This window comes from Myxococcus xanthus, assembly GCF_006402735.1.
In the GTDB taxonomy this organism is placed as follows: domain Bacteria; phylum Myxococcota; class Myxococcia; order Myxococcales; family Myxococcaceae; genus Myxococcus; species Myxococcus xanthus_A.
This window is the reverse complement of sequence record NZ_CP017174.1, coordinates 2,624,850-2,649,703: the sequence shown is the minus strand read 5'-3', so window position 1 is coordinate 2,649,703 and position 24,854 is coordinate 2,624,850. Positions and strand designations below refer to the sequence as shown.

General features: G+C 69.1%; 24 protein-coding genes and 1 pseudogene. 12 read left to right on the top strand and 13 right to left on the bottom strand.

Annotated features, from left to right (window positions below; translation table 11 throughout):
• Nucleotides 1-594, bottom strand: coding sequence for an EF-hand domain-containing protein (locus tag BHS09_RS11260; protein ID WP_140797866.1), 594 nt, complete (start codon nt 592-594; stop codon nt 1-3).
• A 384-nt stretch (nt 595-978) separates the two neighbouring features.
• Between BHS09_RS11260 and BHS09_RS11255 the strand changes: the two genes are divergently transcribed.
• Complete coding sequence (locus BHS09_RS11255; protein WP_140797865.1) at nt 979-3,069, top strand: RIO1 family regulatory kinase/ATPase domain-containing protein; 2,091 nt, start codon at nt 979-981, stop codon at nt 3,067-3,069.
• Between the two features lie 100 nt (nt 3,070-3,169).
• On the opposite strand, the gene BHS09_RS11250 is transcribed toward BHS09_RS11255, so the two are convergent.
• Both BHS09_RS11250 and BHS09_RS11245 read right to left on the bottom strand, forming a co-directional pair.
• Nucleotides 3,170-3,394, bottom strand: coding sequence for a hypothetical protein (locus tag BHS09_RS11250; RefSeq protein WP_140797864.1), 225 nt, complete (start codon nt 3,392-3,394; stop codon nt 3,170-3,172).
• 110 nt (nt 3,395-3,504) lie between these two features.
• The gene (locus BHS09_RS11245; protein WP_140797863.1) at nt 3,505-4,518 is read right to left on the bottom strand and encodes a zinc-dependent alcohol dehydrogenase family protein; all 1,014 of its coding nucleotides are present in this window, start codon (nt 4,516-4,518) and stop codon (nt 3,505-3,507) included.
• Between the two features lie 54 nt (nt 4,519-4,572).
• Here BHS09_RS11245 and BHS09_RS11240 point away from each other — a divergent pair, with 54 nt between their 5' ends.
• Nucleotides 4,573-5,577, top strand: coding sequence for a multiheme c-type cytochrome (locus BHS09_RS11240; protein WP_140797862.1), 1,005 nt, complete (start codon nt 4,573-4,575; stop codon nt 5,575-5,577).
• The gene (locus BHS09_RS11235; protein ID WP_140797861.1) at nt 5,574-7,100 is read left to right on the top strand and encodes an NADase-type glycan-binding domain-containing protein; all 1,527 of its coding nucleotides are present in this window, start codon (nt 5,574-5,576) and stop codon (nt 7,098-7,100) included. The genes BHS09_RS11240 and BHS09_RS11235 overlap by 4 nt, the downstream gene beginning before the upstream one ends.
• Before the next feature lie 78 nt (nt 7,101-7,178).
• Here BHS09_RS11235 and BHS09_RS11230 read toward each other — a convergent pair whose 3' ends face one another.
• Together BHS09_RS11230 and BHS09_RS11225 are read right to left on the bottom strand one after the other, a co-directional pair.
• Nucleotides 7,179-7,805: a hypothetical protein gene (locus BHS09_RS11230; RefSeq protein ID WP_140797860.1), complete on the bottom strand. Its 627-nt coding sequence runs from the start codon at nt 7,803-7,805 to the stop codon at nt 7,179-7,181.
• A gap of 71 nt (nt 7,806-7,876) precedes the next feature.
• On the bottom strand, nt 7,877-8,353 hold the full coding sequence (locus BHS09_RS11225; protein WP_237080318.1) for a putative toxin-antitoxin system toxin component, PIN family: 477 nt from the start codon (nt 8,351-8,353) through the stop codon (nt 7,877-7,879).
• A gap of 82 nt (nt 8,354-8,435) precedes the next feature.
• Here BHS09_RS11225 and BHS09_RS11220 point away from each other — a divergent pair, with 82 nt between their 5' ends.
• The gene (locus BHS09_RS11220; protein ID WP_140797858.1) at nt 8,436-9,692 is read left to right on the top strand and encodes a DEAD/DEAH box helicase; all 1,257 of its coding nucleotides are present in this window, start codon (nt 8,436-8,438) and stop codon (nt 9,690-9,692) included.
• Nucleotides 9,693-9,710: 18 nt separating this feature from the next.
• On the opposite strand, the gene BHS09_RS11215 is transcribed toward BHS09_RS11220, so the two are convergent.
• The 4 genes from BHS09_RS11215 to BHS09_RS11200 all read right to left on the bottom strand — a co-directional run bounded on the left by BHS09_RS11215 (nt 9,711) and on the right by BHS09_RS11200 (nt 13,747).
• A complete protein-coding gene (locus BHS09_RS11215) occupies nt 9,711-10,592 on the bottom strand; it encodes an alpha-ketoglutarate-dependent dioxygenase AlkB (RefSeq protein WP_140789574.1) in 882 nt (293 codons plus the stop codon).
• Between the two features lie 96 nt (nt 10,593-10,688).
• Nucleotides 10,689-12,284, bottom strand: a complete 1,596-nt coding sequence (locus tag BHS09_RS11210; RefSeq protein WP_237080317.1) for a penicillin-insensitive murein endopeptidase — start codon at nt 12,282-12,284, stop codon at nt 10,689-10,691.
• Nucleotides 12,285-12,544: 260 nt separating this feature from the next.
• Nucleotides 12,545-13,264, bottom strand: a complete 720-nt coding sequence (gene deoD / locus BHS09_RS11205; RefSeq protein WP_140789570.1) for a purine-nucleoside phosphorylase — start codon at nt 13,262-13,264, stop codon at nt 12,545-12,547.
• Nucleotides 13,265-13,333: 69 nt separating this feature from the next.
• Entirely contained in the window at nt 13,334-13,747 is a 414-nt protein-coding gene (locus tag BHS09_RS11200) for an energy transducer TonB (protein WP_237080316.1), read from the bottom strand.
• Nucleotides 13,748-13,896: 149 nt separating this feature from the next.
• On the opposite strand from BHS09_RS11200, the gene BHS09_RS11195 reads away from it, so the two are divergent.
• Nucleotides 13,897-15,273 (top strand): cytochrome P450, encoded by a 1,377-nt coding sequence (locus tag BHS09_RS11195; protein ID WP_140789568.1) that lies wholly within the window; start codon nt 13,897-13,899, stop codon nt 15,271-15,273.
• Between the two features lie 3 nt (nt 15,274-15,276).
• Here the strand turns inward: BHS09_RS11195 and BHS09_RS11190 are convergent, their stop codons facing one another.
• The 3 genes from BHS09_RS11190 to BHS09_RS11180 all read right to left on the bottom strand — a co-directional run bounded on the left by BHS09_RS11190 (nt 15,277) and on the right by BHS09_RS11180 (nt 16,939).
• Nucleotides 15,277-15,573: a hypothetical protein gene (locus tag BHS09_RS11190; protein ID WP_140789566.1), complete on the bottom strand. Its 297-nt coding sequence runs from the start codon at nt 15,571-15,573 to the stop codon at nt 15,277-15,279.
• 300 nt (nt 15,574-15,873) lie between these two features.
• Nucleotides 15,874-16,497 carry a hypothetical protein gene (locus BHS09_RS11185; protein WP_237080315.1) on the bottom strand — a complete coding sequence of 208 codons (624 nt, stop codon included), beginning with the start codon at nt 16,495-16,497 and terminating at the stop codon, nt 15,874-15,876.
• A gap of 181 nt (nt 16,498-16,678) precedes the next feature.
• A complete protein-coding gene (locus BHS09_RS11180; protein ID WP_140789562.1) occupies nt 16,679-16,939 on the bottom strand; it encodes a hypothetical protein in 261 nt (86 codons plus the stop codon).
• 56 nt (nt 16,940-16,995) lie between these two features.
• On the opposite strand from BHS09_RS11180, the pseudogene BHS09_RS39310 reads away from it, so the two are divergent.
• From BHS09_RS39310 to BHS09_RS11155, 5 genes and pseudogenes are all read left to right on the top strand, one after another.
• Nucleotides 16,996-17,148 (top strand): annotated as a pseudogene (locus tag BHS09_RS39310) (tyrosine-type recombinase/integrase); the annotation flags it as partial.
• A gap of 382 nt (nt 17,149-17,530) precedes the next feature.
• Entirely contained in the window at nt 17,531-18,202 is a 672-nt protein-coding gene (locus tag BHS09_RS11170) for an abortive infection system antitoxin AbiGi family protein (RefSeq protein WP_237080314.1), read from the top strand.
• A gap of 60 nt (nt 18,203-18,262) precedes the next feature.
• On the top strand, nt 18,263-18,703 hold the full coding sequence (locus BHS09_RS11165) for a hypothetical protein (protein ID WP_140789557.1): 441 nt from the start codon (nt 18,263-18,265) through the stop codon (nt 18,701-18,703).
• Nucleotides 18,672-19,172: a MerR family transcriptional regulator gene (locus BHS09_RS11160; RefSeq protein ID WP_237080313.1), complete on the top strand. Its 501-nt coding sequence runs from the start codon at nt 18,672-18,674 to the stop codon at nt 19,170-19,172. Before BHS09_RS11165 ends, BHS09_RS11160 begins: the two co-directional genes overlap by 32 nt.
• 68 nt (nt 19,173-19,240) lie before the next feature.
• The gene (locus BHS09_RS11155) at nt 19,241-20,956 is read left to right on the top strand and encodes a CotH kinase family protein (protein WP_237080312.1); all 1,716 of its coding nucleotides are present in this window, start codon (nt 19,241-19,243) and stop codon (nt 20,954-20,956) included.
• Nucleotides 20,957-21,003: 47 nt separating this feature from the next.
• On the opposite strand, the gene asnS is transcribed toward BHS09_RS11155, so the two are convergent.
• Entirely contained in the window at nt 21,004-22,404 is a 1,401-nt protein-coding gene (asnS, locus tag BHS09_RS11150) for an asparagine--tRNA ligase (protein WP_140797853.1), read from the bottom strand.
• A gap of 274 nt (nt 22,405-22,678) precedes the next feature.
• Between asnS and BHS09_RS11145 the strand changes: the two genes are divergently transcribed.
• Nucleotides 22,679-23,707 carry a coiled-coil domain-containing protein gene (locus BHS09_RS11145; protein WP_140797852.1) on the top strand — a complete coding sequence of 343 codons (1,029 nt, stop codon included), beginning with the start codon at nt 22,679-22,681 and terminating at the stop codon, nt 23,705-23,707.
• Nucleotides 23,708-23,828: 121 nt separating this feature from the next.
• Nucleotides 23,829-24,854, top strand: coding sequence for a methyltransferase (locus tag BHS09_RS11140; protein WP_140797851.1), 1,026 nt, complete (start codon nt 23,829-23,831; stop codon nt 24,852-24,854).

Here is a 24,854-nt window from a genome sequence, read left to right as displayed (position 1 = left end):
TCAGCGGCTGTTCCACCAGGCCTTGAACTCGTTCCAGGAAATCTTCCCGGTGCGGTCCGTGTCGACGATGTCGACGGCGATTTCCAATTCCTCGTCGGAGATGTTCTGCCCCAGCGCCTCCAGCAAGCGCGCGAACTCAGCACGGTCGATGGTGCCGGTCCGGTCGCGGTCATACCGCTGGAAGATGTCGAGCACCTCGTTGCCGGAGCTGGTGAACTCGTCCACCGCGGCGTGGACGGGAGCCAGGGGCTGGAGCCCCGCGGACGTCGTCTCCACCTGCTCGACGAAGGGTGACCCTGTCGTGGGCCGCTCACGCCGAGACTCGGAGGTCCGCCGCGTCGCTGCCTTTCGCGCGGGGGCCTTCTTCGCGGGGGCCTTCTTCGCCGCCGCCTTCTTCGCCGTGGTCTTCTTCGCCGCCGCCTTCTTGGCCGTGGTCTTCTTCGCCGCCGCCTTCTTGGCCGTGGTCTTCTTCGCCGCCGCCTTCTTGGCCGTGGTCTTCTTCGCCGCTGCCTTCTTCGCCGTGGTCTTCTTCGCTGTCGCGCTACGCCGGGATGACTTCTTCGCAACAGCCGTCTTGCGTGACTTCGTCGCCATGATGAACCCCTCCCTGGACGGCGCGCATCGTAGCGCTCCCTCGCTCGGGTCCAAGCATCAGCACGCGCCCCAACCCACCCGTTACGGTGTGCGGCCTCCGTCCCCTGGCGAACGCGGACGGTGGGGACGGCCTGGAATCAAGCCCAAAACATGGTCCAAGATGACCCACCCAGCGCCTTCAAAGCCCTGGCTACCCTGGAACCCCGGGAGACAAACTGCTAGCAGGCCGTCCGCCAGCCTTCCTGGCTGCTTGCCGCACCGTGTTGGTAGCAAGAAGGGCCCGCGAGATGTTCACATGCCGCCGTGCGCCGCGAACAGGGCCGCCCGCACGCTTGCTACTGCACCGCCAATCCTGCCCGGCCCCCACTGGAACCCCGCGTCGGAATGAATGACTCGCTAGAGACCCTCCTGGCCGATGGCATCATCGAAGCCATCATCGGCCAGTTGAAGACGGGCAAGGAGGCCGAGGTATGGCTGGTCCAGCACGCAGGCCAGGTGGTCGCGGCCAAGCTGTATAAGGAGCGCCACGAGCGCAACTTCCGCAACAACGTGGGCTACCGGGAAGGCCGCGAGGTGCGCAACTCGCGCACGCGCCGCGCCATGGAGAAGGGCAGCCGCTTCGGCCAGAACGCCGCCGAGGACGCCTGGAAGAGCGCGGAGTCTGACTCGCTCTACAAGCTGCACGCCCAAGGTGTGCGCGTGCCCACGCCGGTGCTGTTCTACGAGGGCATCCTCCTCATGGAGGTGGTGCTGGATCCAGAGGGCCACCCCGCCCCGCGCATGGTGGAAGCCCCTCCCGCCACCCCCGAGGACGCGCACGCCCTCTACGTGGACCTGCGGGCGCAGGTCGTCAACATGCTGTGCGCCGACCTCATCCACGGCGACCTGTCCCCGTACAACATCCTCATGAGCTATGCGGGGCCGGTCATCATCGACTTCCCGCAGACAGTGGCGGCTGCTCGCAACAACCGCGCGGAGTTCTATTTCCGGCGCGACCTGGACAACGTCCGCAACTTCCTCGCGAGCACCGCGCCCTGGCTGCATGGCGCCGCGGGCGACACGAGCGAAATCTGGAATGCCTACGTGCGCCGGGAGCTCACCCAGGACTTCGTGCCGTCGGGCAACTTCCGGGAGGGGCCTCGCCAGAACGGTCGCGGAGGGCCTCGGAACCAGGGGTTCCAGCCCCAGGGTGACGAGCGCAGAGGCGGGTTCCGTCCGCCGCCGCCCGCGCCGGTCGAGCAAGCCGCCGCCCCCCAGCGCGACATGACGCCCGAAGAGGCCGCCGAGGCAGAGCTTCGGGAGCTGGAGGCGCTGGTGCTCAGGCAGGGTGGTGGTGAGCGTGGCAAGCCCGCGGTGGCGGCACCTCCGCCTCGGGGCGGGCGCAACCGGGGTTTTGGCGGAGGCCGCCCCCCGCCGAGGGGTGGAGGCAACGGCGCACGGCCGCCGCAGACTGGGCAGCGGACGGGCGGCGGTGCGCCTGGGCGCTCGGGCTCGAACGAGCCGCGTGCGAGTGGCGGTGCGCAGGGCGGCCCGCGCTCGAATGAACCGCGTGCGAGTGGTGGTGCGCAGGGCGGTCCGCGCTCGAGTGAACCGCGTGCCGGATACGGCGGGCTCCAGGGCGGTCCACGCTCGAACGAGCCTCGTGCAAATGGTGGCCCCCAGGGCAGTGCGCGCTCAAACGAGTCGCGTGCCGCGAACGGTGGTCACCAAGGTGGCGCTCACTCGAACGAGCCTCGTGCGACTGGTAACTCACAAGGCAGCGCGCGCGCGAACGAACCGCGTACAGCAACCGGCGGTTACCAGGGCAGCCCGCGCTCAAATGAGCCTCGCGCGAACGGCAGGTTCCAGAACGGCCCGCGCCAGAATGAGCAGCGCGCGGACGGAGCCAATGCAGAAGGCTCGCGTCCGTCCGGACGGCGTGAAAATGGAGGCCAGCCAGGAGGCTGGCGCCAGAATGAGTCGCGTGCGAACGGCAGAGGCATGGGCGCCTCCCAGCCGAATGAGCAGTTCGCGGACAGCGCGCCCTCAGGAGGCCCCCGCCAGAACGAACAACGCAATGGCCGGCCGCCCCGCTCCAACCCGCGCGGTGGCAATCCGGGCGCGCCCACGACTGAGCAACGTGCGTTCGACAACGGCCGTCCGTCACGGAACGAGCCTCGCGGCGACACCTTCGCCTCACCGATGAACCAGAGGGGTCCTCGCGGCGGCGGGGCTCGCTCCGACCGGAACGAGCGGCGCGGCAATGGCAGGCCGGAGCCTGTCGTCGAGACTCGGTCCATGCCAGGCGCTCCCGCGCAGAACACGGTCCGGGAATCCCGTCCGGGCAACAGCGGCAACGAGGGTAGCCCTCGACAGCCGCGCCAGTCCCAGGGCCGCGGAGGTCCGCGTTCACCGCGGCCTGGCGGGCCCCAGGTCTCCTACGTGGCCCGCCCGGCCTCCTCGTCCGACCCCGGCTCGCACGAAGCGGGTTCCTGAGCCGTCATCGAGGGCTCCCGGAGCGAACTCCGGGGCCCTCCTTCGATGACCTCGTGCCTGGCACCGGCGGGAAAATGCCGGTGCCGGACGAGGCGCGGCGTCACGGCTTGGTACGAGGCCCCGCCGTGGGCATCTTGCTTGGTGGCTGCTTGGCCTCGGGAGGCTTCGGCCGGGTCGGCGCGGGCTGCGGCGAGGGGCGCTTGTTCGGGTCGTGCCCCTCCCAGACCTTGTCGGCGACCGCCTTCGCCCCTTCCTTGATGACGTCGTAAGCCACACCGCTGCCAATGACCTTGGCGACCTCTTTGATGACCTTCCCTGCGACCATGTGGACTCCCCCTCTGTCGCTGAAGCGACATTGTAACAATACAGGGACATCCACAAGAAGTGAACCTACGCACACGGAGGGGATGAGCAGGTCTGGCCGCGAGAGCTGTTTCACCCCACCCGGACGACCACCTTCCCGAAGTGCGCCCCACTCTTGAGGTGCTCGAAGGCAGCGCGTGCCTCGGAGAACTCGAAGACGCGGTCCACCACCGGGCGCACGGTGTGCAGCGCGAAGGCCCGGTTGAGCGCGTCGAAGCTCTGCCGGTGGCCCACGAAGATGCCCTGCACCCGCAGGTTCTGCATGAGAATGGGCGTCAGCGGCATCGCACCGGCGCCGCCGCTGAGCACGCCAATCACAGACACCGTGCCGCCGGGCCGAACCGCGCGCAGCGACTTCTCGAAGGTCCCCGCCCCACCCACTTCCACCACGTGGTCCACGCCCACGCCGCCCGTCAGCGCGCGCGCCGCCTTGTCCCAGTCCGGCGTCGTCCCGTAGTTGATGCCTTCATGCGCGCCGAGCGTCCGGGCTCGCGCCAGCTTGGCGTCACTGCTGGAGGTGATGATGATTCGCGCGCCCAGCAGCTTGGCAATCTGCAACGCGAAGATGGACACGCCCCCGGTGCCCTGAAGCAAGACGGAGTCTCCCGACTTGAGCGCCCCATGGGTGACCAGCGCGCTCCACGCCGTCACGGCCGCGCACGGCAGCGTCGCAGCCTCTGCATCGGAGAGATAGGCGGGCGTGGGCACCGCGCCGTCCTCGTGCAGCAGCACCGTGTCCGCGAGGGCACCGTCCAACGGTCCGCCCAGCGTGCTCACCTGCGCCGCCCGCGTGGGCTCTCCGGCGCTCCAGGCCTGGGAAAAGAGGCTCATCACCCGGTCACCGGGCTTCACCCGCGTCACACCCGGGCCCACCGCATCCACCACGCCCGCCGCGTCCGAGTTGGGAATGAGTGGCAGCTTCTGCCGGGGGTTGTAACGCCCCTCCACCATCATCAAGTCGCGCGAGTTGAGGCTCGTGGCCTTCACACGCACCCGTACCTGCATGGGGCCGGGCGTCGGGTCCGGCCGCTCGACCTGAACCAGCTTGTCCAACCCGAACCCCGCTTGGATTTCATAGGCTTTCATGGGTGAGGAGTTGTACCGCGCACCTCCCAATCACGCCTACAGTGCGGGGCCACCGTGTCCGTGCTCGTCCTCTTCACCTGTTCGCTGCTGGCCACAGCGCCCACGCCACGTTTTCCCAAGGGCACCGCGCGAATGGAAGTGGGACCCGCGCCGCATGGCCTGCCGGACTGGAATGTCCAGCGCTGCGCGGAATGCCACACCGTCCAGGTGGACTCCTGGCGACACAGCGGGCACGCAACGGCCCGCACGGATGACGTCTTTCAGGTCGCGTTGACCGAGGACCGGCCCGGCTGGTGTGTGCAATGTCACGCGCCGCTCGCCCGGAACCTGGAGCGGGGCCCGCTTCCCAAGGACAGTCCTCCCGAGGAACACGGTGTCACCTGCGCCGGCTGCCATGCGCCCACGAGCAACGAAGGCCAGGCGCCCGGAATGCCCTGCGCGGGCTGTCACCAGTTCGGCTTCCCCGTGGTGACGAGCGCGGGGCAGCGGGTGCGGCTGTCCTCCACGCAGCTTCAACAGGACACGGTGGGAGAGTGGCGCCGCTGGCAGACCCAGAGCGGCGACACGCGCCATTGCACGTCCTGCCACATGCCCCAGGGGAATCACGGCTTCGGCGGCACGCGGCGCACCGAGTCCCTCAAGGCCGCGCTTCGGGTGGAACAGGCGGGCGCATCACTCCGCGTCTCCACACTCGAGGTGGGCCATGCGTTCCCCTCGGGTGACGTCATGCGCTGGGTGAGCGTGGACGTGTCCGAAGACCCACTCTTCGAATCCTCCCGCACCGTGGCCACGTTCGGCCGCAGCCTGGAGGTCCGGGAGTGGCCCCACGAGCCCCTGCCCCACCTGGGCGCGGTGGAGGACACACGCCTTCTGCCAGGAGAGACACGCAAAGTGCCGGTCCCCGCGGGGGCTCGGTACGCGCGCGTCGTCTACCACCTCGTGTCCCGCGAGCAGGAAGACTCGGGGCTCTATCCGCCGGGCCTGTCCCAGCTCGTGCTCTGGGCCTCGCCCCTCCAACCCTTTCCGCCGCTCCACACCCCGAAGGAACGCACGCCATGATTCTCCTGTCGCTCCTCCTTGCCGCGACACCGCCCGTCATGCTCGAGCCCGATGCGGGGTCGGCGAACCGGCTGCATCCCCGCCGTGTGACGGCTTCCTCCTTCCTGGAGAACGGTTGGAACAAGCACGCGCAGAACTACCTGCCGCTCTACATCGCGGATGACGACCCGGCCACCGCCTGGGTGGAAGGCGCCAAGGGCCGCGGCGAGGGCGAGGCCATCGAGTGGTGGGGACCAGCGCTGTCGCGCGCGAAGACGTACCGCCTGTTCCTTCGCAATGGCTTCCAGAAGTCCGACAAGCTCTTCCGCGCCAACGCCCGGCCTCGCAAGGTGAAGCTGGAGCCGCTGGTCCAGGGAGAGACGGGTCCCCAGGTGACGGGCACCGTGCTGGAGACGGAGCTGAAGGACATCCTCGGCTGGCAGGAAGTCCGCCTGCCCGTCCCGAACAAGGTCCACGGCGTGCGGCTCACGCTCGTCTCCACCTATCCCGGGACGTCCTACGACGACACCTGCCTCAGTGACTTCCGCGTGTACGTGGAGGGGGAAGACCCCTACAAGCCGGAGGCCGAGGCCGCGGCCTTCGAGCAGGTCCGCGCCTTCGCGCTCGAGCGGAAGCAGGCCGCCACCCGCAGCGGTAGCGCATCCAAGATGGAGTGGGCGCCCCGCTACGAACTGGAGACACTGCTCACGCTGGAGCGCTCCTACGAGGAAGGTGAACCTCCGCGGGGCAATACCTACGCCGTCGGACTGTTCTCCACGGTTCCGGTGAAGGACAGCTACAAGTCGGCGCTGGAGCGCGCGAAGAAGGTGGCCGAGCTCTTCGACCGCGCGAGCCTCGACTACGAAGGTCAGGACTCCGAGGCGCGCGCGAAGTGGACACGCGTCAAGCCGGCGCAGCTCAAGGCCCAGACGGCCTCGGCGCGCACGGCCCTGTCCGCCATGGAGAGCGACGGCATCGTGCGCATCGCGGGGCTGCTCCACCTGGGAGACGCGTCCTTCTTCGAGGCGGATGCCAGCCAGGCGCAGATGCTGGCGAGCATCGAGAAGTTGGACAAGAAGGAGGCCCAGCAGACCAAGGCCTGCATCAGCAAGTGCGAGAAGCGCCGCGCGGCGGCCAGCGAGGACAGCTACGACTGCTCCTGCGCGGGCGAGTGCACCGGCTGCGGCGACCCCAACCTCCCCGCGGCAGAGAAGCTCAAACACCAGCTCACCGGCGGCGACTTCCTCCTGGGCTCACTCGCCCGCCCCACGGCATTCCTGCGGGGCAAGTCCGAGCTCTCCGGGAGCCGTGAGTCCTGGTACGCCTTCCGCCAGACGCTCGTCACCTACGCGGGCGAGAAGGCGGATGTCGTTCTCACGAACGACCACACGGACATCATGATGGAGGGCACCGTCTCCCTTCGCATCCATGTCATCGACTGGGGTGAGACGAACGGCAAGGCGAGCCCGACGGCCATCACCAGCTTCCTCGTCTCCGAGACCCGGGTCCAGGTGCTGCGCTACCGCCCGGCGCCTCGGGTCTGAGCCGCCTCAGCGTATCGACGCCCTCGGCGGACCCGGAAACCCTGTCCGGGTCCGCCGTGTGCGCTTCAGCCCCCGTGCTCAGGGCTGCTTCTGGAGTTGCACCGTCAGCGACGTCATGCCGCCGGAAGCACCAACCGTGACGGTTCCCGCGGCGAAGTGCTGCTCGGTGAAGCGCGTGACCAGGACATCGGTGATGGTGTCATCGGACGCCAAGTCCTCGTCCCAAAGGCGGAAGGTCCACGGCTCCGCCATCAACTGGCTCGCTCGCGCCGTACAGCCGCCCGTGGTCCACGCGGGCGTGTAGCTCTGCACCACGTCCAAGATGAACACGGACGTGCCCCCCGGGCAGGCCATCTCGACGAACACGTCCGGCGGAGAGCTGTCAGCGTCCCACGCCGAGCCATTGTTGCTGGTGGCAATCTGGGCGGAGACGGGCTGCACGCGCCAGACCCCCTCCGGGTCCACGCCGCAGGTCTGGTCCGCCTTGCACACCTGCGCGGTGCCACACGCCCGACACGTAGCCCCTGCCTTGCCACACGCGGAGGTCGACGTCCCCGTCTGGCAGACATTGTTGAAGCAGCAGCCCGCGCAGTTCGAGGCATCACACTGCACCTTCTGCGGCGTGCCGCCAGGGTTGTCGTCATCGCCACCACAGCCAACGAGGGTGGACAGGGCCAGCGCCACGACCATCGCAATCCGAAACATGTTCTCTCGCTTGGGAATCGAGTGCAGGTGCAGCTCGACGCGAACGATGTTCCGGAGCGGGCGGCGTGTATCTACCCCCTGGGTGGTAGGCGGGCCACGGCCTGCCGGGGCGTGAGGATGGCGAAAGACAAGCCCGCACGGTCCGCCATGGACAGCACCCGCTTGTCCTTGCTCACCAGCCACGCCGCTCCGGCTCGCGCGGCCAGGCTCAGGAACTTCTGGTCGTCCCGGTCCCGGCAGCGGGGCAATGACGGCGTGGGCACGGACTCGGCGGACGGAGCCAGATGGACCTGGGCCCGGTAGCGCTCGAACGCAGCGGTCCGCTGGGGCGCTCCCAAGCCGGGTTGAAAGTTGCGCGACGCCAGCACGTAGCCCAGCTCCGCCAGCGTGTCCGCGTCCGTCCAGGCGGTCAGCGTCCCCGCAGCAAGGGCCTCGGCCAGCGGGCGTGTGTAGGGGTCATCGAACACGAAGAGGTCTAGAACCACGTTGGTATCCAGGACCACCGGCAGCGGAGTGAAGGGCATCAGATGTTCCAATCCGGCCATCATGCCCTCCTGGCGGGCGGGAATCACGGCGCCTGACCCGCGAGGCCCTTTCCCACGAGGCCTCGCGACGTGGTACCCCCAAGCCGTGAGCGACTCCTTCGAACAACTGGGCCTCTCGCGGGAGACGCTGGGCGCCCTGCGCCGCGCGCGTTTCACGCAGCCCACCCCCATCCAGCAGCAGGCCATTCCTCCAGCACTCGACGGTAGGGATGTCATCGGCTGCGCGGCCACCGGAACGGGCAAGACGGCCGCGTATGTCCTCCCGCTGGTGGAACGGCTCGCGGGCAAGAAGGGCACGCTCGCGCTGGTGCTGGCCCCCACGCGTGAGCTGGTCCAGCAGATCGCTGAGCCGGTGCGCTTCTTCGCGGAGCCCCGCCGCCTCACGCACGCCACCGTCATTGGCGGCGAGGACATGGGCGCGCAGGTCAATGCCCTGAAGACGCTGCCCTCCTTCGTCATCGCCACGCCCGGGCGGCTGGTGGACCTGATGGAGAACACCGACATCCGCTTCCCGCACCTGGAAGCGCTCGTCCTCGACGAAGCGGACCGGATGCTCGACATGGGCTTCCTGCCGCAGCTCGAACGCATCGTCGCCCACCTGCCTCGCCGCCGGCAGACGCTGCTGTTCTCCGCGACGCTCGGGCCCGACGTCACCCGCTTCGCCAAGAGCCGGCTGTACAAGCCCGTGCGCCTGGAGGTCACCCGCAGCGGCACGCCCGCCGAGCGCGCCGAGCAACGGCTGTACTTCCTCCGGCCCGAGGAGAAGACGCCGCTGCTGCTCACCCTGCTGGCCCAGGACTCTGCGACGGCGCTGGTGTTCACCCGGGCGAAGGAGCGCGTGGACAAGGTCCAGCGGGCGCTCCAGCGCGCGGGACACCGGACCGCGGTGCTGCACGCGGACCGCACGCAGAACCAGCGCAAGCAGGCCATGGAGGGATTCCGGAACGGCACCTACCGCTGCCTCGTGGCCACCGACATCGCGGCGCGCGGGCTGGACGTGGAGGACGTGGGCCACGTCATCAACTACGACCTGCCCCATGCGCCCGAGGACTACGTGCACCGCATCGGCCGCACAGCCCGGGCCGCCGCCAGCGGCGTCGCCTCGACCTTCGCCACCACGCGCGAAGGGCAGGTCATCACGCGCATCGAGCAGCTGATGCGCTCGGAGATTCCCCGCGTCCAGGTGCCGCGCGAGGACCCCGTCTTCAAGGAGGCGTGGGAGAGCTTCCTCGCCGCGCAGAAGGACCCGGGCCCTCCGCAGAAGGACCACGGACAGTCGAAGCGCACGCCGGACCAGGCACCGGGACGGCACGCGCGCTCGCATGGCAAGCGCCGCTCGTAGGCGCGGGGCTGCCTTGCGTCAGGCCGGCGTGCCCGGCGCCTCGCGCGCCAGGGCATCGCGGAAGAAGGCGCTGCCCTGGGCGAGCTGCGCCATGTAGGGCCGCACGTCCTCGCGCGCCTCGGGGGAGAGCGCGGCGAACGGAATGACGTGTTCGTCCGGCACGTAGCGGAACGTCAGGTTGATGCGGCGGGTGCGGAAGTCCGGCAGCTCCGGGGCCAGCGTCTTGCCCGTGCGCGTGTCCACCCGCTGCACGCGGTGGAACGTCTGGTCCTTCCAGCGCGCACCACCGAAGAGCTGGAGCGAGCCGTCATCCAGCCACTGCTCCAGCACCACCGCGTCGCGCTCGCCCGGGCGGGTGGAGGTGACGAACTGGATGAGGGCACGCTCACCGAAGGACAGCGAGGCCACGGGGCCCGGCTCGAAGTCCTTGTGCTCGCCCACGCGGGCGGTGTCCACCCAGCGCCCGTCCTCCAACCGGCTCCCGTAGAAGTTCACCAGGCAGGTGTTGAGGTGCCAGCGGGGAGGCATGTCCGGCCCGCGGTACATCCGCCGCGCCAGCTCCTCGATTTTCGTCACCTGGCGCTGGAGCACCGCCGGAAAGGGCTCGGCCTGGACGCACCGGTTCAGGATGCCCTTGGGCGGGTGGTAGTAGTCGAGGCACGCGAACTGCCAGTTGCCGAGCCAGTACACCGGCCGCAGCAGCCGCCGCTGGGACTGCCCCGGTGGCGGGGGGAAGTGCTTGGAGTAGCGCTCTTCCCACAGCGGGTGGAGCGTCGCGAGCCAGCTCAGGGCCTCCGCGCGGTCGGCGGCGGACATGAAGCTCGCGTTGTAGTGGTGGCCGGGGGAGCGCTGACGGGCCTTGTGGGCCAGCGAGCGGCCCTTGTGCGGTGAAAACGCCATGGACGGCCCGTGCCTACCACACTCCGGAACGAACGAGCCCCGTGTCACCACATGGGAGACACGGGGCCCAAGCCTGCATGGCCGGTGGAGGACAGGTCAGCGGCCGTGAGTGATGCCCGCGGCGCCCTCGCCCTTCTCGCGCGTCGGTACGACGGTGGGCTTCGCCGCCGGAGCCGGGCTGGACGCAGCGGCCTGCTCCGCCGGAGCCGGCTTGGCGGAAGCGGGATGCGCCACCGCGGTATCCGTGGCGGCGGGCGTCGTCGCCGAGGCCCCTTCCGCCGCGGCGGGAACCACCGTCGACGCCACGTTGACGGCGTTCGCGGGCTTCACCGTCGAAGCCACATTGACGGACGTCCCTGCAGCAGGCTTCACCGCAGCCACGTCCACGGAGGTCCCCACAGCCGACCTCACCACCGGAGCCGACTCCCCAGCGGGAGCGGAGGACAACACGGTCGAAGCCGCCTCGACGGAGGCCGCGCCCACCACGGGAACGACCGTGGCCGCCTCCTGCGCAACAGCCCCCTCCGGCCGCGCACAACCGTTCTCCGCCTTCGCCGAGGGAGCGGCGGCGACCATCGCCGGAGCCACCGCGTCCGGCGGCAGGCGCCGGGTGGGCAGCACGAACGGCGGCGGCACGGGACAGTTCGTGCAGGGCCCGCGAAGGGGCACGGACAGCCGATTCCCGGCGCGCAGGAAGTTGTTCTTCATCCGGTTGGCCTTCTTGATCATCGCCACCGACGACCCGTACTTGAGCGCGATGCCGCCCAGCGTGTCACCGTTCCGGATGCGGTGCGTCGTCACATTGTGCTCCGGCTGGAGCGCCAGGAACGGCTGCACCCGACGGCCCAGCTCCTGGGCACGCGGATTGTGGAAGCGGATGTGGAAGTGGTCGCGGTGGCCGCGGGCGTGCCGGACGACGCCCGTGGGGCCGTCATTGAAAATCGAGTCCAACCACGCCTTGTCCTCGCCCGCGCGCACGGCGTGGTCGTAGATGACCTTCCGCACGCGACGGTCGACGAGAATCATCTGCACGTCCGTCTTCACGAGCACCGAGCGGATGAACTCCCAGTTCATGCCCACGTCGATGACGTGCTCGCGCGCGCGGGTCCGGATGGGGTCCACCGTCGGGTAGTAGAAGCCCACGTCCACGTCACGGCCGTTCTGGTGGCTCTTGTGAGGGCGCATGTAGCCGCCCTCCTTGTGGCTCATCCCATTGACCCGCAGCGGAGGCGCATTCGGGAAGCGGGCGCGCACGTCGCGGATGGCCTCGGCCAGGTAGTTGACGGTCTCCTCGGTGGCCCAGGCGCCCGCGGGAGTAACAACGATCCAATCGTCCCCCTGGGGGAACTGCCTGGCGTTCACCAGCCGGCCGCTGTGCGCGAAGCCCACGGCCATGGAGCCCAGCGAGGCAATCTCGTCCTTCCACCGCCGCGCCAGCTCCGCATCGGAGATGTCAGCCGTGTAGAGCGGCCCTGTCGAAGCGGCGCCCGCGGCCACGGCGTCCGGCGTCTCCTTCTCGCCGTCGTCGCCCTCGCCCTCGGCCAGCTCCTCCTCCTCGGACTCCAGGTCCTCCGCGCTCAGCGCGCAGCCATCCGCGGTGGACGTGGGCTCGGAAGCAGCCTCTGCCACCGGCTCGGCGGCGGGAGCGGACGCCAGCGGCGGAGCCTCTGGTGGCGGCTTGGCGGCGGCCACGGGGACGGAGTCCTGGGCACGCACGGCGGCGGCCGGCGCAGTGCCAGCATGGGGGGAGATACGCGCGGCACAGCCGGCGCAAACGAGGAGGAGCCAGATTGGGTAACGCACCGGGCCGGAGGATGGCCCGGAATCCCGCTGGGCACAAAGCACCGTCCGGGAAATCTGACCGCCCCCGGCGCTGGAAAGCGCTCCGAGAGCGGCCCTCTCGTACCTTCAGAGCGGACAGGCACCCTGCCCGCCTGCCCTCCGACAAGGCGCTACGGCGTGGGTTCGGCGTGTGCGACGTCCAGGGCGAGCTCAATCATCTCGTCGAACGTCGTCTGCCGCTCCTGCGGCGTGAGGCTCTCCCCGGTGATGATGTGGTCCGACACCGTGAGCAGCCCCAGCGCACGGGCGCCCGACTCCGCGGCCACGCCGTAGAGGCCGGCGACCTCCATCTCGACGGCCAGGACACCCATCCGCGCCAGGGTGGCGTTGAGCTGCTCCTGCGGGTGGTAGAAGAGGTCGGAGGTGAAGACGGGGCCGGCGCGCACAGGCTTGTTGCGCCGCTCCGCCGCCTCCATGGCCCGGCGCGCGAGCGTGAAGTCCGCCACCGCGGCGAAGTCATGCCCCATCAGCCGCATCCGATTCACGTTGGAGTCCGTGCCGGCCCCCGTCGCGACGATGACCTCCCGGACCTTCACGTCGGTGCTCAGCGCGCCGCAGCTGCCCACGCGGATGAGCACGCGCACCCCATACGTCTTGATGAGCTCGGTGGCGTAGATGGAGATGGAGGGAACGCCCATGCCATGCCCCATCACCGACACGCGCCGGCCCCGGAAGGTCCCGGTGAAGCCGAGCATGTTGCGCACGGAGGTGACCTCGCGGGCACCTTCCAGGAAGCGGTCGGAGATGTAACGAGCCCGGAGCGGGTCGCCGGGCATGAGGACCACGTCAGCGAAGTCACCAGGGGCAGCGGAGATATGAGGAGTCGCCATGGGCGCACCATATACCGCGTGTCCGCCCGGGAGCGCCCTCCCCAATCAACCGCCGTGCGTCGCCCGAGTTCAGGGCCCGGCCACCCAGGCCACGTGGAAGTGGGCATCCAGCGTGGCGCCGGGGAAGCTCGCCGGCAGCGGCGGGAAGGGCGCGGCCTTCTTCACGGCCGACAGCGCGGCGGCATCCCACGTCTTCGAACCGGACTCCGTGGACACGTCGGCGGAGAGGAGCTTGCCGTCCCGGCCAATCACGGCCCGGACCACCGTCTTCTTTCCCAACCCGGGCGTGCCCTTGGCGCCGGGTTGCCGCCACTTCCCCGCGACGCGCGAGTAGACCTTCTGCTGGTAGTCGGCGCTGGTCAGATCCTGCTGGAAGAAGGCCTGGAGCTGCGGACTGCCCGCGGCGGCCAGGGCCATGGGCGACAGGGCCAGGACGAGCACGGCGGCGAGCGCCAGGCGACCATTTCGGAACAGGGTTTCCAAGAGCGTTCCCTCGTCAAGAAGAGGCCAATGTTAGTCCGCCAGCGTGCGCCCTCCAACGGGCCGGAGCCGGGCCCGGATGCGCTTCCCGCCGGGGATGAACACCCCATGCCCAGCATGAGGCTTCGTTGCCAGGAAGGAAGCTCGCGGCCATGTCCATCCATCCAGCGGGTGCGTCGACCGCCGCGCCCCTTCCGCCCATGTCACCAGGAGCCCCGCTGCTCGGACATCTCCGTGCCCTGAGAAAGGACCCGCTCCACTTCCTGCAAGCCCAGGTGCGGGAATACGGCGACGTGGTGCGCCTCCCCATGGGGCCCGCCTGCCTCATCCTGGTGGCGCACCCGGATGGCGTGCGCCACGTCCTTCAAGACCATGCGCGCAACTACAGCAAACAGTCACGCGGATTCATGGTGCTTCGAGAACTGCTGGGCCACGGCCTGCTCACCAGCGAGGGTGACCATTGGCTGCGGCAGCGCCGGCTCGCGCAACCCGCTTTCCATCGCCAACGCGTCGCGGGCTTCGCGAGCACCATGGTGGACGCGGCTGAGGACCTCGCCGCCACGCTGGAGACCCGCGCCGACACGGGCGCCGCGTTCAATGTGGCCGAGGACTTCACCCGCCTGACGCTTCGTATCGCCAGCACGACGTTGTTCGGCGCCGACGTCAGCAGCGCCGCGCGTGACATCGCGAAGGTGCTGAGCCGGATGCAAGTGTTTGTCTACAAGCGGCTCACGCAACCCGTGCCGATTCCCTTGCGCCTACCGCTTCCCGCCCATCGGCAATTCGAGCGCGACGTCGGCAGCCTGGACCGCGTGGTGCACGGCATCATCGCGAAGCGACGGCGCGAGGGGAGTGAGCACCACGACCTGCTGCAGATGATGATGGAGGCACACGACGACGACACGGGCGAGCGGATGAGCGACACGCAGCTCCGCGACGAGGTCCTGACCGTGCTGATCGCCGGCCATGAAACGACGGCGAGCGCGCTGGCATGGACCATCATGCTGTTGTCCCAGCACCCGGGCGTGCGCAGGGACATGGAGTCAGAGCTGGCACGTGAACTGGGAGGCCGCAACCCCACGCACGAGGACCTGCCCCGGCTGGAACTCACCCGCCGAGTGGTGGACGAATCCATGCGGCTCTATCCGCCGGCATGGACCCTCTCCCGGATCGCCACCGAGGAGGACCTCGTGTGCGGATTCCGGATTCCCGAAGGCGCCCATCTGATGCTCGCGCCCTGGGTGACGCACCGGCACCCGCGCATCTGGGACAATCCAGAAGGCTTCGACCCGGACCGCTTCCTCCCCGAACAGGAGCAGGCGCGTCCACGCTTCGCCTGGTTCCCGTTCGGCGGAGGGCCGCGCCAGTGCATTGGCAACCAATTCGCGCTGATGGAGCTGGTGTTGGTGCTGGCCACCCTGTTCCAACGCGTCCGGCTCAACCTGACGCCGGGTCAGGTCATCCACCCCACGCCCGCCATCACCCTGCGCCCCAGGCCCGGCGTCTGGGTCACGGCCTCGCGGCCCTGAGGATTACTGGTTGCAGCAGACGCGGTAGGAGCCCAGATACGGCGGCCCGTCCGTGATGAGGCAGCGGTTGGTGATGGACCGCACCCCGCCGAGCCCCGAACAGAACTGCGGCGCGAAGTGGAGCGCCATCTCACAGGCCTCCTCCGACGAGACATAGGACTCCGGCCCCTGGACGTAGCCGCACGTCGACAGCGCCGACTCCTGCGCCTCCGTCTCGGGCATGTCCTCGGGAGCGGCGCCGCCGCACCCCATCATCAGCCCCGCGGCCACGACTCCAAGCAACACGTTGTGCAGCTTCATGCGCCAGACCTCCCTGTGCTCACTGCGGTGGAAAGCACGAGAGCATACTCAGAAATCACTGCCATCCCCGCGCTTCAGGAGACGGGTGCACGCCCAGATTGAGGGAGTGATCTGCCCCCGTTCTTCGGGCCACGCGTTACGAGAGTCCTGCGGCGCTGCTGACGCCGTGCTCGGGGGATGATGCGACGGGGCCGGCATGGGCGCCGCAGCCGAGCCGCGAACGCAGGCGATGGCGCGCCCCCGCAGCGGCCGCGGCATCGCAGGTCGGGCGCGGAGGCCGCTGAGGCGCCGCCGCACGCCTCAGCGCGTGCCGGTCGCCGCGTGGCCGCCCACCCCCCAGAATAACAGGTCGATCTTGCCCTTCCCCGCATCGTGGCGCGCCATGTATTTGAGGTTGGCATCGAGCTGGACGGCGAAATAGCGCTCGCCGGGTTGCGCAAACCAGGGGCGGATCTCCGTCAGCCGGCCCGTCGTCCCGCCCCAGCTGTAGGTGCCGTTGGCGCGGATGGTCAGGCTGTTCATGGCGGCGCCTTGCGTATAGTTGCGATAGATGCGGCTGCCGTCGGCGCTGTACCAGATGCCGCCCGGCACCCACAGATTCCAGCGCCCCACCATGCCGGCCGGGACCTTGCCCTGCGACTGGACGACCTCCGGATTGTCCATCGCCCGGGGATCGACCTGCTGGGTGGTGGTGGGGCTGGACCAGAGGCCCGGCTGGGACTGGCCGGGCCCACCCTCGCCCGGCGCGGACGGCGCCGGGGCGGGCGATTGCGCCTGCGGGCGCTGCTGGGCCTGCGGCTGCTGTTGCGGCGGTTGCGACCATTGCTCGGTCTTCGTCGGCTGCGACCACTGCCCCGTCTGCGCGGTCGCCGGCGCGCAGGCCAAGGCGACAAGCGACGCTGCCAGCACCGACTTTCCAGACATGTTCGACCTCATCCATTCCATCGCGCGTCAAGCATTGTGGCAAGGTAAGGCCATGGGTTCGCCGGGCGCGTCGCGAGCCGCGCCTTTGACGCCGCCCGCAGGTGGGCCATGGCCGCAAAATCCAAAAATTCGACAACCTGAAATGGCGCACTTTTCACTCTCGCAGGCACTGTGAAAAAAATCAGCGGGAAATGCGCGCCCGGCCCAGGTCGCGCACTTCCCGCGCCATGCCGGCCCGCCGCCAGCGCCTTCCCGCCGAGCGGCACAACGGCCGGGGGATGTTCGGCGCAGCCCAGATGCGTCGTTCGGCCACGGCGACGACGCCGGCGCGCCGCCCGGCCGCGAATGAACAGACAAGGCCGACACGGTTGCGAGCGGCCGCGCCGGCGGGCAGGTCCATCAGGCCGGTCCGTTCCCCGCAACGGGTCAGCGTGGCCGGCATGGAGCATGCCAAGGCGCGGCAGCCGCCAGATGTTCAGGCGAGTCCTGAGCGCCCGGCTGCTGCTGGTGCCCCTCAAGACGGGGCTGCAGCAGGGCGAGCTGTTCGGGCTCCAGTGGCGCGACGTGGACTTTCAGCGCGGCAAGCTGCACGTGCGGCGCACCATCTGGCGCGGGAGAACGGGCTCACCGAAGGGCGGACGCGAGCGGACGGACAAGAGCGCCCCTTCGCGTGGTCCGTCCAGAGAGGGCGGGGCCCCTGCGGCACGTGAATGGACACACCGCTGCCGAGCGTGGGGCGGGAGAGCGCGGCGCCGAAGGCTGAGGGGTGAGGCCCTTACGGCCAGAAGCCTGGCTGCGGCGGCCCTCGTGCCGGTGCAAGAGGCGTCACGTCCACGGGCAGTTTCAAGCGCTCCAGCACCTGCCTGACCGCAGGGCGAGGTAGGCGAGGACACGGCGCCGTCCCCCCGAATGCCAGACAGGCAGGCACGGCGAGCCACGCGTCGTTCGAGTTGCATCCACCCGCGCTGTCCGGGACATTGCCTGCGGAGTAGGGATGATGCTCGGCTACCAGACGAATCCACAGTGGCGAGACATGTCTGACTTCGTGGTTCACTTCACGAAGCCGGGACCGCCCTATCTTGACGCCTACCAGAACATGATGAGCATCCTCGGCGCCCGGACGCTCATCCCCGGCGCCGAGGGCTTCGGCATCGCCCGCCGGGAGCCCGCCGTCGCCGAGCGCCACCGCTCCGTGTGCTTCAGCGAGATTCCCCTGGACCAGCTCGCCCGGCTCGTCCAGCGCCGCAGCCTGTATGGCATTGGCTTCAGCAAGAGCTACATCCTCTCCCAGGGCGGCGGCCCCGTCTGGTACGTCCAGTACGCCTCCCCCGCGCACCTCGCCCTGAAGCATCAGGTGGAGCGCGCGCTCGCGGCGACTTCGCCCCAGCAAGAGCCCATCTGGTCCATGACGCCCTTCGTGGACATCCAGGGCGACCACCACAACGCGCCCTACAGCTACCGCTTCGACTGGGAGCGCGAGTGGCGCGTGCCGGGCCTGCTCCGCTTCACCGAGTACGACGTCGCCGCCCTCTTCCTCCCCGAGGAGCTCCACGACACCGCCCGCGAATTCTTCGCCTGGGCCGTGCGCGAGAAGGCGGGCCCCGGCTACTTCTGCCCCTGCCTGGACCCGCTGTGGAAGTCGGACCAGATCGCCGAGGCGCTTGCGAAGCACGCCTCTGATTCCGTGCGCCTCAAGGCTGGATAGCGCCCTGCTAGACAAGGGCGCTTGACCCTGCACCTTGGTGCAGACCGTAACGTTCCGCGCATGAACCGGAACGAACCCACTCGCATCATCCAGGCCAGCGCCCTCTACGACCTCGTCGTCACCGCCCCGTTCGCCACGCCGTGGACAGCGGGCTGGCTCCTGGAGAAGCTGCACCACCTCCATGTCGCCCTTGGCCTGCCCGGCGCCTCTCCGCCGGAGTTCGGCCCCATGCACCTCTTCTTCGTCAGCCTGATGGGCACCATCGTCACCGTGTGGTCCCTGCTGCGCCTGTGGAAGCCGGAGCCCGCCCTGGGCGCCGCGGACACCCTGGGCCGCGCCGGCTTCTCGCTGTGGATGGGCGTGGCGTTCGCATCGGGTCAGACGGGCATCCTCGCGGTCATGCTCGCGCTGGAACTGACGTGGTTCTTCGTCCAGGGGGGTGCCATCCTCCAGTGGTGGAGGAACCACCATGCCCACGCGCCCCGCTCCCAGACGGCCTGACGCCGCCCCCCTCCGCATCAGCGAGCTGGCACGGGCCGCGGGCGTGGGCATTCCCACGCTCCGGTTCTACGAGCGGCGCAAGCTGCTGCCCCCACCCCGCCGGACGCAGAGCGGCTACCGCGAGTACACCCCCGGGGACGTGACGCGCGTGCGCTTCATCCGGCGCTCGCAGGAGCTGGGCTTCACGCTGCGGGAGGTCGCCGCCTTCCTCGCGATGTCGGACGGGCGCATCCCCTCGCCCTCCGAGGTGGAGACCTTCGCAGCGGCGAAGCTCCAGGCCATCGACGCGCGCGTGAAGGACCTCCAGCGGATGAAGCGCGCCATCCAGAAGCTGCTGGCGCAGGGAGGTTGCCCACCCGACACCGCATGCCCCGTCATTGCCTCACTGGGCGCCCTCCCTCCGGCGGCGTCCACGAGCCGACAACAGCCGACACCACGGGGGGTGCCAGGCACGTCACGGAATGGTTAATCCTGCGAACCGTGACGTGGCGTTGTTCGAGGGGGAGGGACCAGGTGGGAGGGGAACGCTTTCCAAGGATGTTTCTGGCCGGAGTCGCGGGGCTGCTGGTGGCATGCGGTGGCAACACCGGAAGCCGTGGCGTTCCGGCCCCCTCCAGCGAGGCCCCTGACAACGGGACGCGTCCCGACGCGGGCCTGCCTCCCGATGGCACGGACGGAGGGACGACACCCGACTCGGGAACCGGCCCAGGCACTCCGGACGGCGGCGAGCCCGATGGCGGCCCACCGCCGCAGTCCAACCTCTGCGCCCCCACCGCGGGCGAGCCACGCTGGGTGCTCGAGGGCGAGCCCGTCTCCGCCACCGTGACGTGCACCACCGGCCACGCAGCGCCGGACACGCGCTTCGTCGTGGACAACCTGCCACCCGGCGCCCGCTTCGATGTGGCCACGGGCACCTTGAGCTGGACGCCCGGCAAGGACCAGGCCGCCGTGTGGCACCTCACGCTCCGGGAAGAGCGCACCGGCGAGACGGGCACGCTCAAGGTCGGCGTGGCGGAGAACGAGTCCGCGCCCGGCAACGTCCCCATCGTCGACCCGGCGGCCTACACGGAGGAGTTCGGCCTGCCGGTGTTCCACCTCTCCTACGAGGGCGGCTTGACGGCGGGCGGCTACCGGCCGGTGCAACTCGTCTACCGGAGCCAGCGCTTCGACCTGGAGGCGAAGTACCGGGGCGCCACCTCCAGCGTGTTCCCCAAGCGCAGCCTCACGCTGAAGTTCCCGGACGAGGACCTCTTCACCGAGCCTGTCTTCGGAAACGGCTTCGAGGACCGCAAGCGCGTGGTGCTCATCACCACGTTCAATGACAACTCCTACATGCGCTCGCGGCTCGCCTTCGACGTGTGGAGCCGGATGAGCCCGGGCCACATCCACCTGCGCACCTACAGCGCGGTGCTCTACGCCAACAACAAATACGTCGGCCTCTACACGGTGGCGGACCACGTCAACAAGCGCCTGATGGCCGCGCACGGCATCGACAAGGACGCGGACGCCTTCAAGGCCGTGGACAACCGCGCCAACTTCTCGCGCCTGCGCAAGGACGGCACGCCCAAGAGCAGCCTCCACGAAGGCTTCGAGAAGTCGGAGGGCGCTCCCGAGGAAGGCGAGCCTGGCGCCTTCGCGCCCCTGGAAGCGCTCACCGCCTTCATCGCGGACTCGGACGCGGACGCCTTCCGCGCCGGCTTCCCGCAGCGGATGAATGCGCGGGACTACGAGGACTGGTGGATCTTCAACACGCTCATCCTGGGCGTGGACTCGCAGGCGAAGAATGCCTACCACGCCTACGACCCGGCCACCGGCGGCCCCTGGCGCTTCATCCCCTGGGACTTGGACGCGAGCTTCGGGCAGTCCTACGACACCACCCGGACCTCCCCCACGGCGCGCCCCACGTTCCGCGAGGACAACCTGCTCTTCCAGCGCATGCTGGCCGACCCCACCATCGCCGGGCCCATGCGCGAGCGCTACCGGGCGCTGCTGCGCGACACGCTGAACGTGGAGGTCATGCGGGCCCTCATCGACGGCTACGTCCAGGAGACGGCGCCTTCCGCGCGGCGAGACTGGGCGAAGTGGGGTGAGAAGCACCGCAACTTCGGCGACCCGAATGACCCGTGGGGCGGCCACGGCAACTTCCCCCACTGGCACACGCGCCAGGACTTCAACTCCTACGAGGAGGAAGTCGAGTACGTGCGCCAGTGGATTCGGACCCGCTGGGGCGCGCTGGAGAGCCAGCTGCCCTGAACGGGTGGGTGTCCCCTCCATCAAGGAGGGGACACTCGGACGGCGATTTAGAACGCCGCGGAGCCCGGCACGCGCGGGTAGGGAATCGCGTCCCGGATGTTCTGCAAACCGCACATGTAGACGATGAGCCGCTCGAAGCCGAGCCCGAAGCCCGCGTGCGGCACGGTGCCGTAGCGCCGCAGGTCGCGGTACCACTGGTATCCCTCCGGCTTCAGGCCGAACTTCTGGATGCGCTGGTCCAGCACGTCCAGGCGCTCCTCGCGCTGGCTGCCTCCGATGATTTCGCCAATGCCGGGGGCGAGCACATCCATGGCGGCGACCGTCTTCCCGTCGTCGTTGGCGCGCATGTAGAAGGACTTGATGGCCTCCGGGTAGTTCATCACCACCACCGGCCGCCCCACGTGCTCCTCGGTGAGGTAGCGCTCGTGCTCCGTCTGGAGGTCCTTGCCCCACTCGGGCGCGTACTCGAACTTCTTCTTGGCCTTCTTCAGGATTTCGACGGCCTCGGTGTAGTCGATGCGCTCGAAGCTGGAGTTGATGAACTTCTCCATGCGCTCGGTGACGCCCTTCTGAACCCGCTCCTCGAAGAACTTCAGGTCCGGCGCACAGTCGGCGAGCACGGCCTTGAAGACATACTTGAGGAAGCGCTCGGCCAGGTTCGCGTCGTCGTTGAGGTCCGCGAAGGCAATCTCCGGCTCGATCATCCAGAACTCGGCCAGGTGCCGCGTGGTGTTGGAGTTCTCCGCCCGGAACGTGGGGCCGAACGTGTACACCTTGGACATGGCCAGGGCGTAGGCCTCCACGTTGAGCTGGCCGGAGACCGTCAAGTACGCCTCCTTGCCGAAGAAGTCCTTGTGCCAGTCAATCTTCCCGTCCGGCGTGCGCGGCGGATTCACCGCGTCCAGCGTGGAGACGCGGAACATCTGCCCGGCGCCCTCCGCGTCGCTCGCGGTGATGATGGGCGTGTTCACCCAGAAGAAGCCCTCCTCGTCGAAGAAGCGGTGGACGGCCATGGCCGCGCGGTGACGCACGCGCGTAATCGCGCTGAACGTGTTGGTGCGCACGCGCAGGTGGGCCACGTCGCGGAGGAACTCCAGCGTGTGCTGCTTGGGCTGGATGGGGTACGTGTCCGGGTCATCCACGAAGCCCAGCACCTGGACGTCATCCGCCTGGACTTCGTAGGACTGCCCCTTGCCCTGGGACTTCACCAGCGTGCCTCGGCTGATGACCGAGCAGCCCGCAGTGAGGTGCAGGATTTCCTTCTCGTAGTTGGGCAGCGAATTCGGAGCGACGACCTGGATGGGGTCGAACGTCGACCCGTCGCTGACGTTGACGAAGCTGATGCCCGCCTTGGAGTCGCGGCGCGTGCGCACCCAGCCGCGGACCTCCACCTTCGTCCCCTCCTCCACCCCTCCCGCGAGGGCCTTCTTCACACTGACGACCTGCATTGACGCTCTCCCTTGAGCCGTTTCGGGGACTGCGAGTTAGCCGGGCCCCGGCCCCGAGGACAAGGGCGCTGTTCCCCAAGCGTCGCCACCCAGGCCGCCCAGAGGCGCTTCTGGGGGCTCCAAACACCCCGCCAGGCCGCCTGAAACCCGGCCAACCGTGTCAGACCCCCCAGGTATCTTTCTCCCATGGTCGCCCGAAAAGGGGGCCAGCGATTCCACGAAACCCTCACGTCCCTCACGGCCTGCCCTGGCCGTGCCCTACCTGGAGAGTCACATGGCTACTCGCAAGACGTCCAAGCGCAACGTCGTCGCCCGCAACCGCTCCACCGAGGCCACCAAGGCCGCCTTCGAGGAGCTCGCTCGCAAGGCGCGCAACAAGCCCATCGTCTCCACCAAGGAGCAGGACGCGCAGGAAGCCCACGCGAAGAACGTCCTCGCGGACGTGTCCAACCTCACCGCCGAATCCGCCGTGAAGAAAGTCACCGAGGCGGGCCTCACCATCAACAAGACGCTGGCCGGCATCAACGAGCAGGTCATCTCGCTGGTGGAGGAGCTGAAGCAGCTCGACGAGGCCATCCAGCTCAAGACGGAGGAGCTGAACGGGCTGCACGGCAAGGACGTGGCCGCCAGCGCCATCGACGTGCTCGTGGCCGAGTACGACAAGAAGAAGGCCGAGCTCGAGGCGGAGATGGAGCGGCTCCAGAAGGACATCGAGGACACCCGCGCGAAGGCCGCCGCGGACCAGTCCGCCGAGCGGCAGGCCACCGAGGTGGCTCGCAAGCGCACCGAGGAGGAGTACACCTATGACACCCAGCTCCAGCGCAAGAAGGAGCAGGACGCCTTCGCCGAATCGCTGCGCCAGCAGGCCGCCACCGAGCGCGACCGCAAGGAGAAGCTGGAGAAGGACTGGGCCACCCGCGAGGACGCCCTGAAGCTGCGTGAGAAGGAGCTGGAGGACCTGCGCAAGCAGGTGGCGGACTTCCCGCTGGTGCTCAAGAAGGAGACGGACACCGCCGCGGCCATCACTGGCAACCGGGTGAAGTCCGAGTGGGAGCTGAAGCTCACGCTCGCCACCAAGGACGCGGAGACGGCGCAGCGCGTCGCCGCCATGGAGATTTCCTCGCTCAAGGAGACCGCCACCAAGCAGGCCCAGTCGCTCCAGATGCTCCAGACCGAGTTGGCCGAGGCCAAGCGCCAGGTCCAGGCCATCGCCGAGAAGGCGCTCGAGTCCGCGTCCGGCGCCCGCGCGCTGGCCGAGGTCCAGGGCGTCATCGCCAGCCGCGACTACAGCAAGGGCAAGTAGGCCGGCGCGGTGGGCTCCCTGGCGCCGCGCCCTGTCGTGGCGCCGCCGGGGAGTCTCGAATTACTGCTTATTACCTATGTCCATGATGATGACAGGCTTTGAGCGCTGTTAGACTCCAAGCATGGACAAGACGCCCGGCGGGACTCCGTTTCCCACGCAGCTACTCTATGAGCGCATCGGCGGCTATTGGCTCACCCAGGTCATCGGCGCGGCGGCCCGTCTGGGAATCGCGGACCTGCTCTCCAAGGGCCCGCGGAGCAGTGACGCGCTGGCGGACGAGCTCGGCATCAGCGCGGACGGCCTGTACCGGCTGCTGCGAGGCGGCATCCCCGCGGGCATCTTCCAGGAGGTCGGTGAGCGGACCTTTGCCCTGACGCCCATGGGCGAAGGGCTCCGCTCGGACATCCCCGGCTCGCTGCGGGACGTGGCCATCGCGCAGAGTGACCGCGCCCACTGGCTGCCGTGGGGGCAGCTCATCGAGGCCGTTCGCACCGGGAAGTCCACCGTGCGCGCCGCCCTGGGGACCGACATCTGGGAGCACTTCGCGCGTCACCCGGAAGAAGCGGAGCATTTCGCCCGGGCCATGGGCAACCTGTCGGCCCTGGTGGCCCACGAGCTGACGCAACAGGTCGACTTCTCCCCCTTCGCCCATGTGGCGGACATTGGCGGCAGCCAGGGAGCGCTGCTGGCGCAGGTGCTGCGCGCCAACCCCTCCTGCCGGGGCATTCTTTTCGACCTGCCGCACGTGCTCGAAGGCGCGAAGGCCCCGCTGGAGGCCCAGGGCCTCCAGGGACGGGTGGAGCTGGTGGGCGGCAGCTTCTTCGAGCCGGGCCTCCCCTCCGCCGAGGCCTACCTGCTCAAGCACATCCTCCACGACTGGGACGAGGAGTCCGCCACCGCCATCCTGCGGAACCTCCATGCCGCGGCGCCCGCGGGAGCCCGGCTCTTCGTGCTGGAGCTGGTGATGCCCGACAACCAGACACCCTCCCCCGTGCCCCTGCTGGACCTCAACATGATGGTGCTGGTGGACGGACGGGAGCGCACGGCCAACGAATTCCAGGCGCTGCTGGCCCGGACCTCCTGGGAGCTGGTGGGCATCCGCCCCACCCAGGCCGGCACGTGCATCATCGAAGCCGTGAAGCGCTGA

What these genes read in the sequence shown, in the direction of transcription:
- BHS09_RS11260 (WP_140797866.1), bottom strand. Translation starts at nt 594, where the DNA reads ATGGCGACGAAGTCACGCAAGACGGCTGTTGCGAAGAAGTCATCCCGG.
- BHS09_RS11255 (WP_140797865.1), top strand. Translation starts at nt 979, where the DNA reads ATGAATGACTCGCTAGAGACCCTCCTGGCCGATGGCATCATCGAAGCC.
- BHS09_RS11250 (WP_140797864.1), bottom strand. Translation starts at nt 3,394, where the DNA reads ATGGTCGCAGGGAAGGTCATCAAAGAGGTCGCCAAGGTCATTGGCAGC.
- BHS09_RS11245 (WP_140797863.1), bottom strand. Translation starts at nt 4,518, where the DNA reads ATGAAAGCCTATGAAATCCAAGCGGGGTTCGGGTTGGACAAGCTGGTT.
- BHS09_RS11235 (WP_140797861.1), top strand. Translation starts at nt 5,574, where the DNA reads ATGATTCTCCTGTCGCTCCTCCTTGCCGCGACACCGCCCGTCATGCTC.
- BHS09_RS11230 (WP_140797860.1), bottom strand. Translation starts at nt 7,805, where the DNA reads ATGTTTCGGATTGCGATGGTCGTGGCGCTGGCCCTGTCCACCCTCGTT.
- BHS09_RS11225 (WP_237080318.1), bottom strand. Translation starts at nt 8,353, where the DNA reads ATGATGGCCGGATTGGAACATCTGATGCCCTTCACTCCGCTGCCGGTG.
- BHS09_RS11215 (WP_140789574.1), bottom strand. Translation starts at nt 10,592, where the DNA reads ATGGCGTTTTCACCGCACAAGGGCCGCTCGCTGGCCCACAAGGCCCGT.
- deoD (WP_140789570.1), bottom strand. Translation starts at nt 13,264, where the DNA reads ATGGCGACTCCTCATATCTCCGCTGCCCCTGGTGACTTCGCTGACGTG.
- BHS09_RS11195 (WP_140789568.1), top strand. Translation starts at nt 13,897, where the DNA reads ATGTCCATCCATCCAGCGGGTGCGTCGACCGCCGCGCCCCTTCCGCCC.
- BHS09_RS11190 (WP_140789566.1), bottom strand. Translation starts at nt 15,573, where the DNA reads ATGAAGCTGCACAACGTGTTGCTTGGAGTCGTGGCCGCGGGGCTGATG.
- BHS09_RS11185 (WP_237080315.1), bottom strand. Translation starts at nt 16,497, where the DNA reads ATGTCTGGAAAGTCGGTGCTGGCAGCGTCGCTTGTCGCCTTGGCCTGC.
- BHS09_RS11180 (WP_140789562.1), bottom strand. Translation starts at nt 16,939, where the DNA reads ATGCCGGCCACGCTGACCCGTTGCGGGGAACGGACCGGCCTGATGGAC.
- BHS09_RS11170 (WP_237080314.1), top strand. Translation starts at nt 17,531, where the DNA reads ATGTCTGACTTCGTGGTTCACTTCACGAAGCCGGGACCGCCCTATCTT.
- BHS09_RS11165 (WP_140789557.1), top strand. Translation starts at nt 18,263, where the DNA reads ATGAACCGGAACGAACCCACTCGCATCATCCAGGCCAGCGCCCTCTAC.
- BHS09_RS11160 (WP_237080313.1), top strand. Translation starts at nt 18,672, where the DNA reads ATGCCCACGCGCCCCGCTCCCAGACGGCCTGACGCCGCCCCCCTCCGC.
- BHS09_RS11155 (WP_237080312.1), top strand. Translation starts at nt 19,241, where the DNA reads ATGTTTCTGGCCGGAGTCGCGGGGCTGCTGGTGGCATGCGGTGGCAAC.
- asnS (WP_140797853.1), bottom strand. Translation starts at nt 22,404, where the DNA reads ATGCAGGTCGTCAGTGTGAAGAAGGCCCTCGCGGGAGGGGTGGAGGAG.
- BHS09_RS11145 (WP_140797852.1), top strand. Translation starts at nt 22,679, where the DNA reads ATGGCTACTCGCAAGACGTCCAAGCGCAACGTCGTCGCCCGCAACCGC.
- BHS09_RS11140 (WP_140797851.1), top strand. Translation starts at nt 23,829, where the DNA reads ATGGACAAGACGCCCGGCGGGACTCCGTTTCCCACGCAGCTACTCTAT.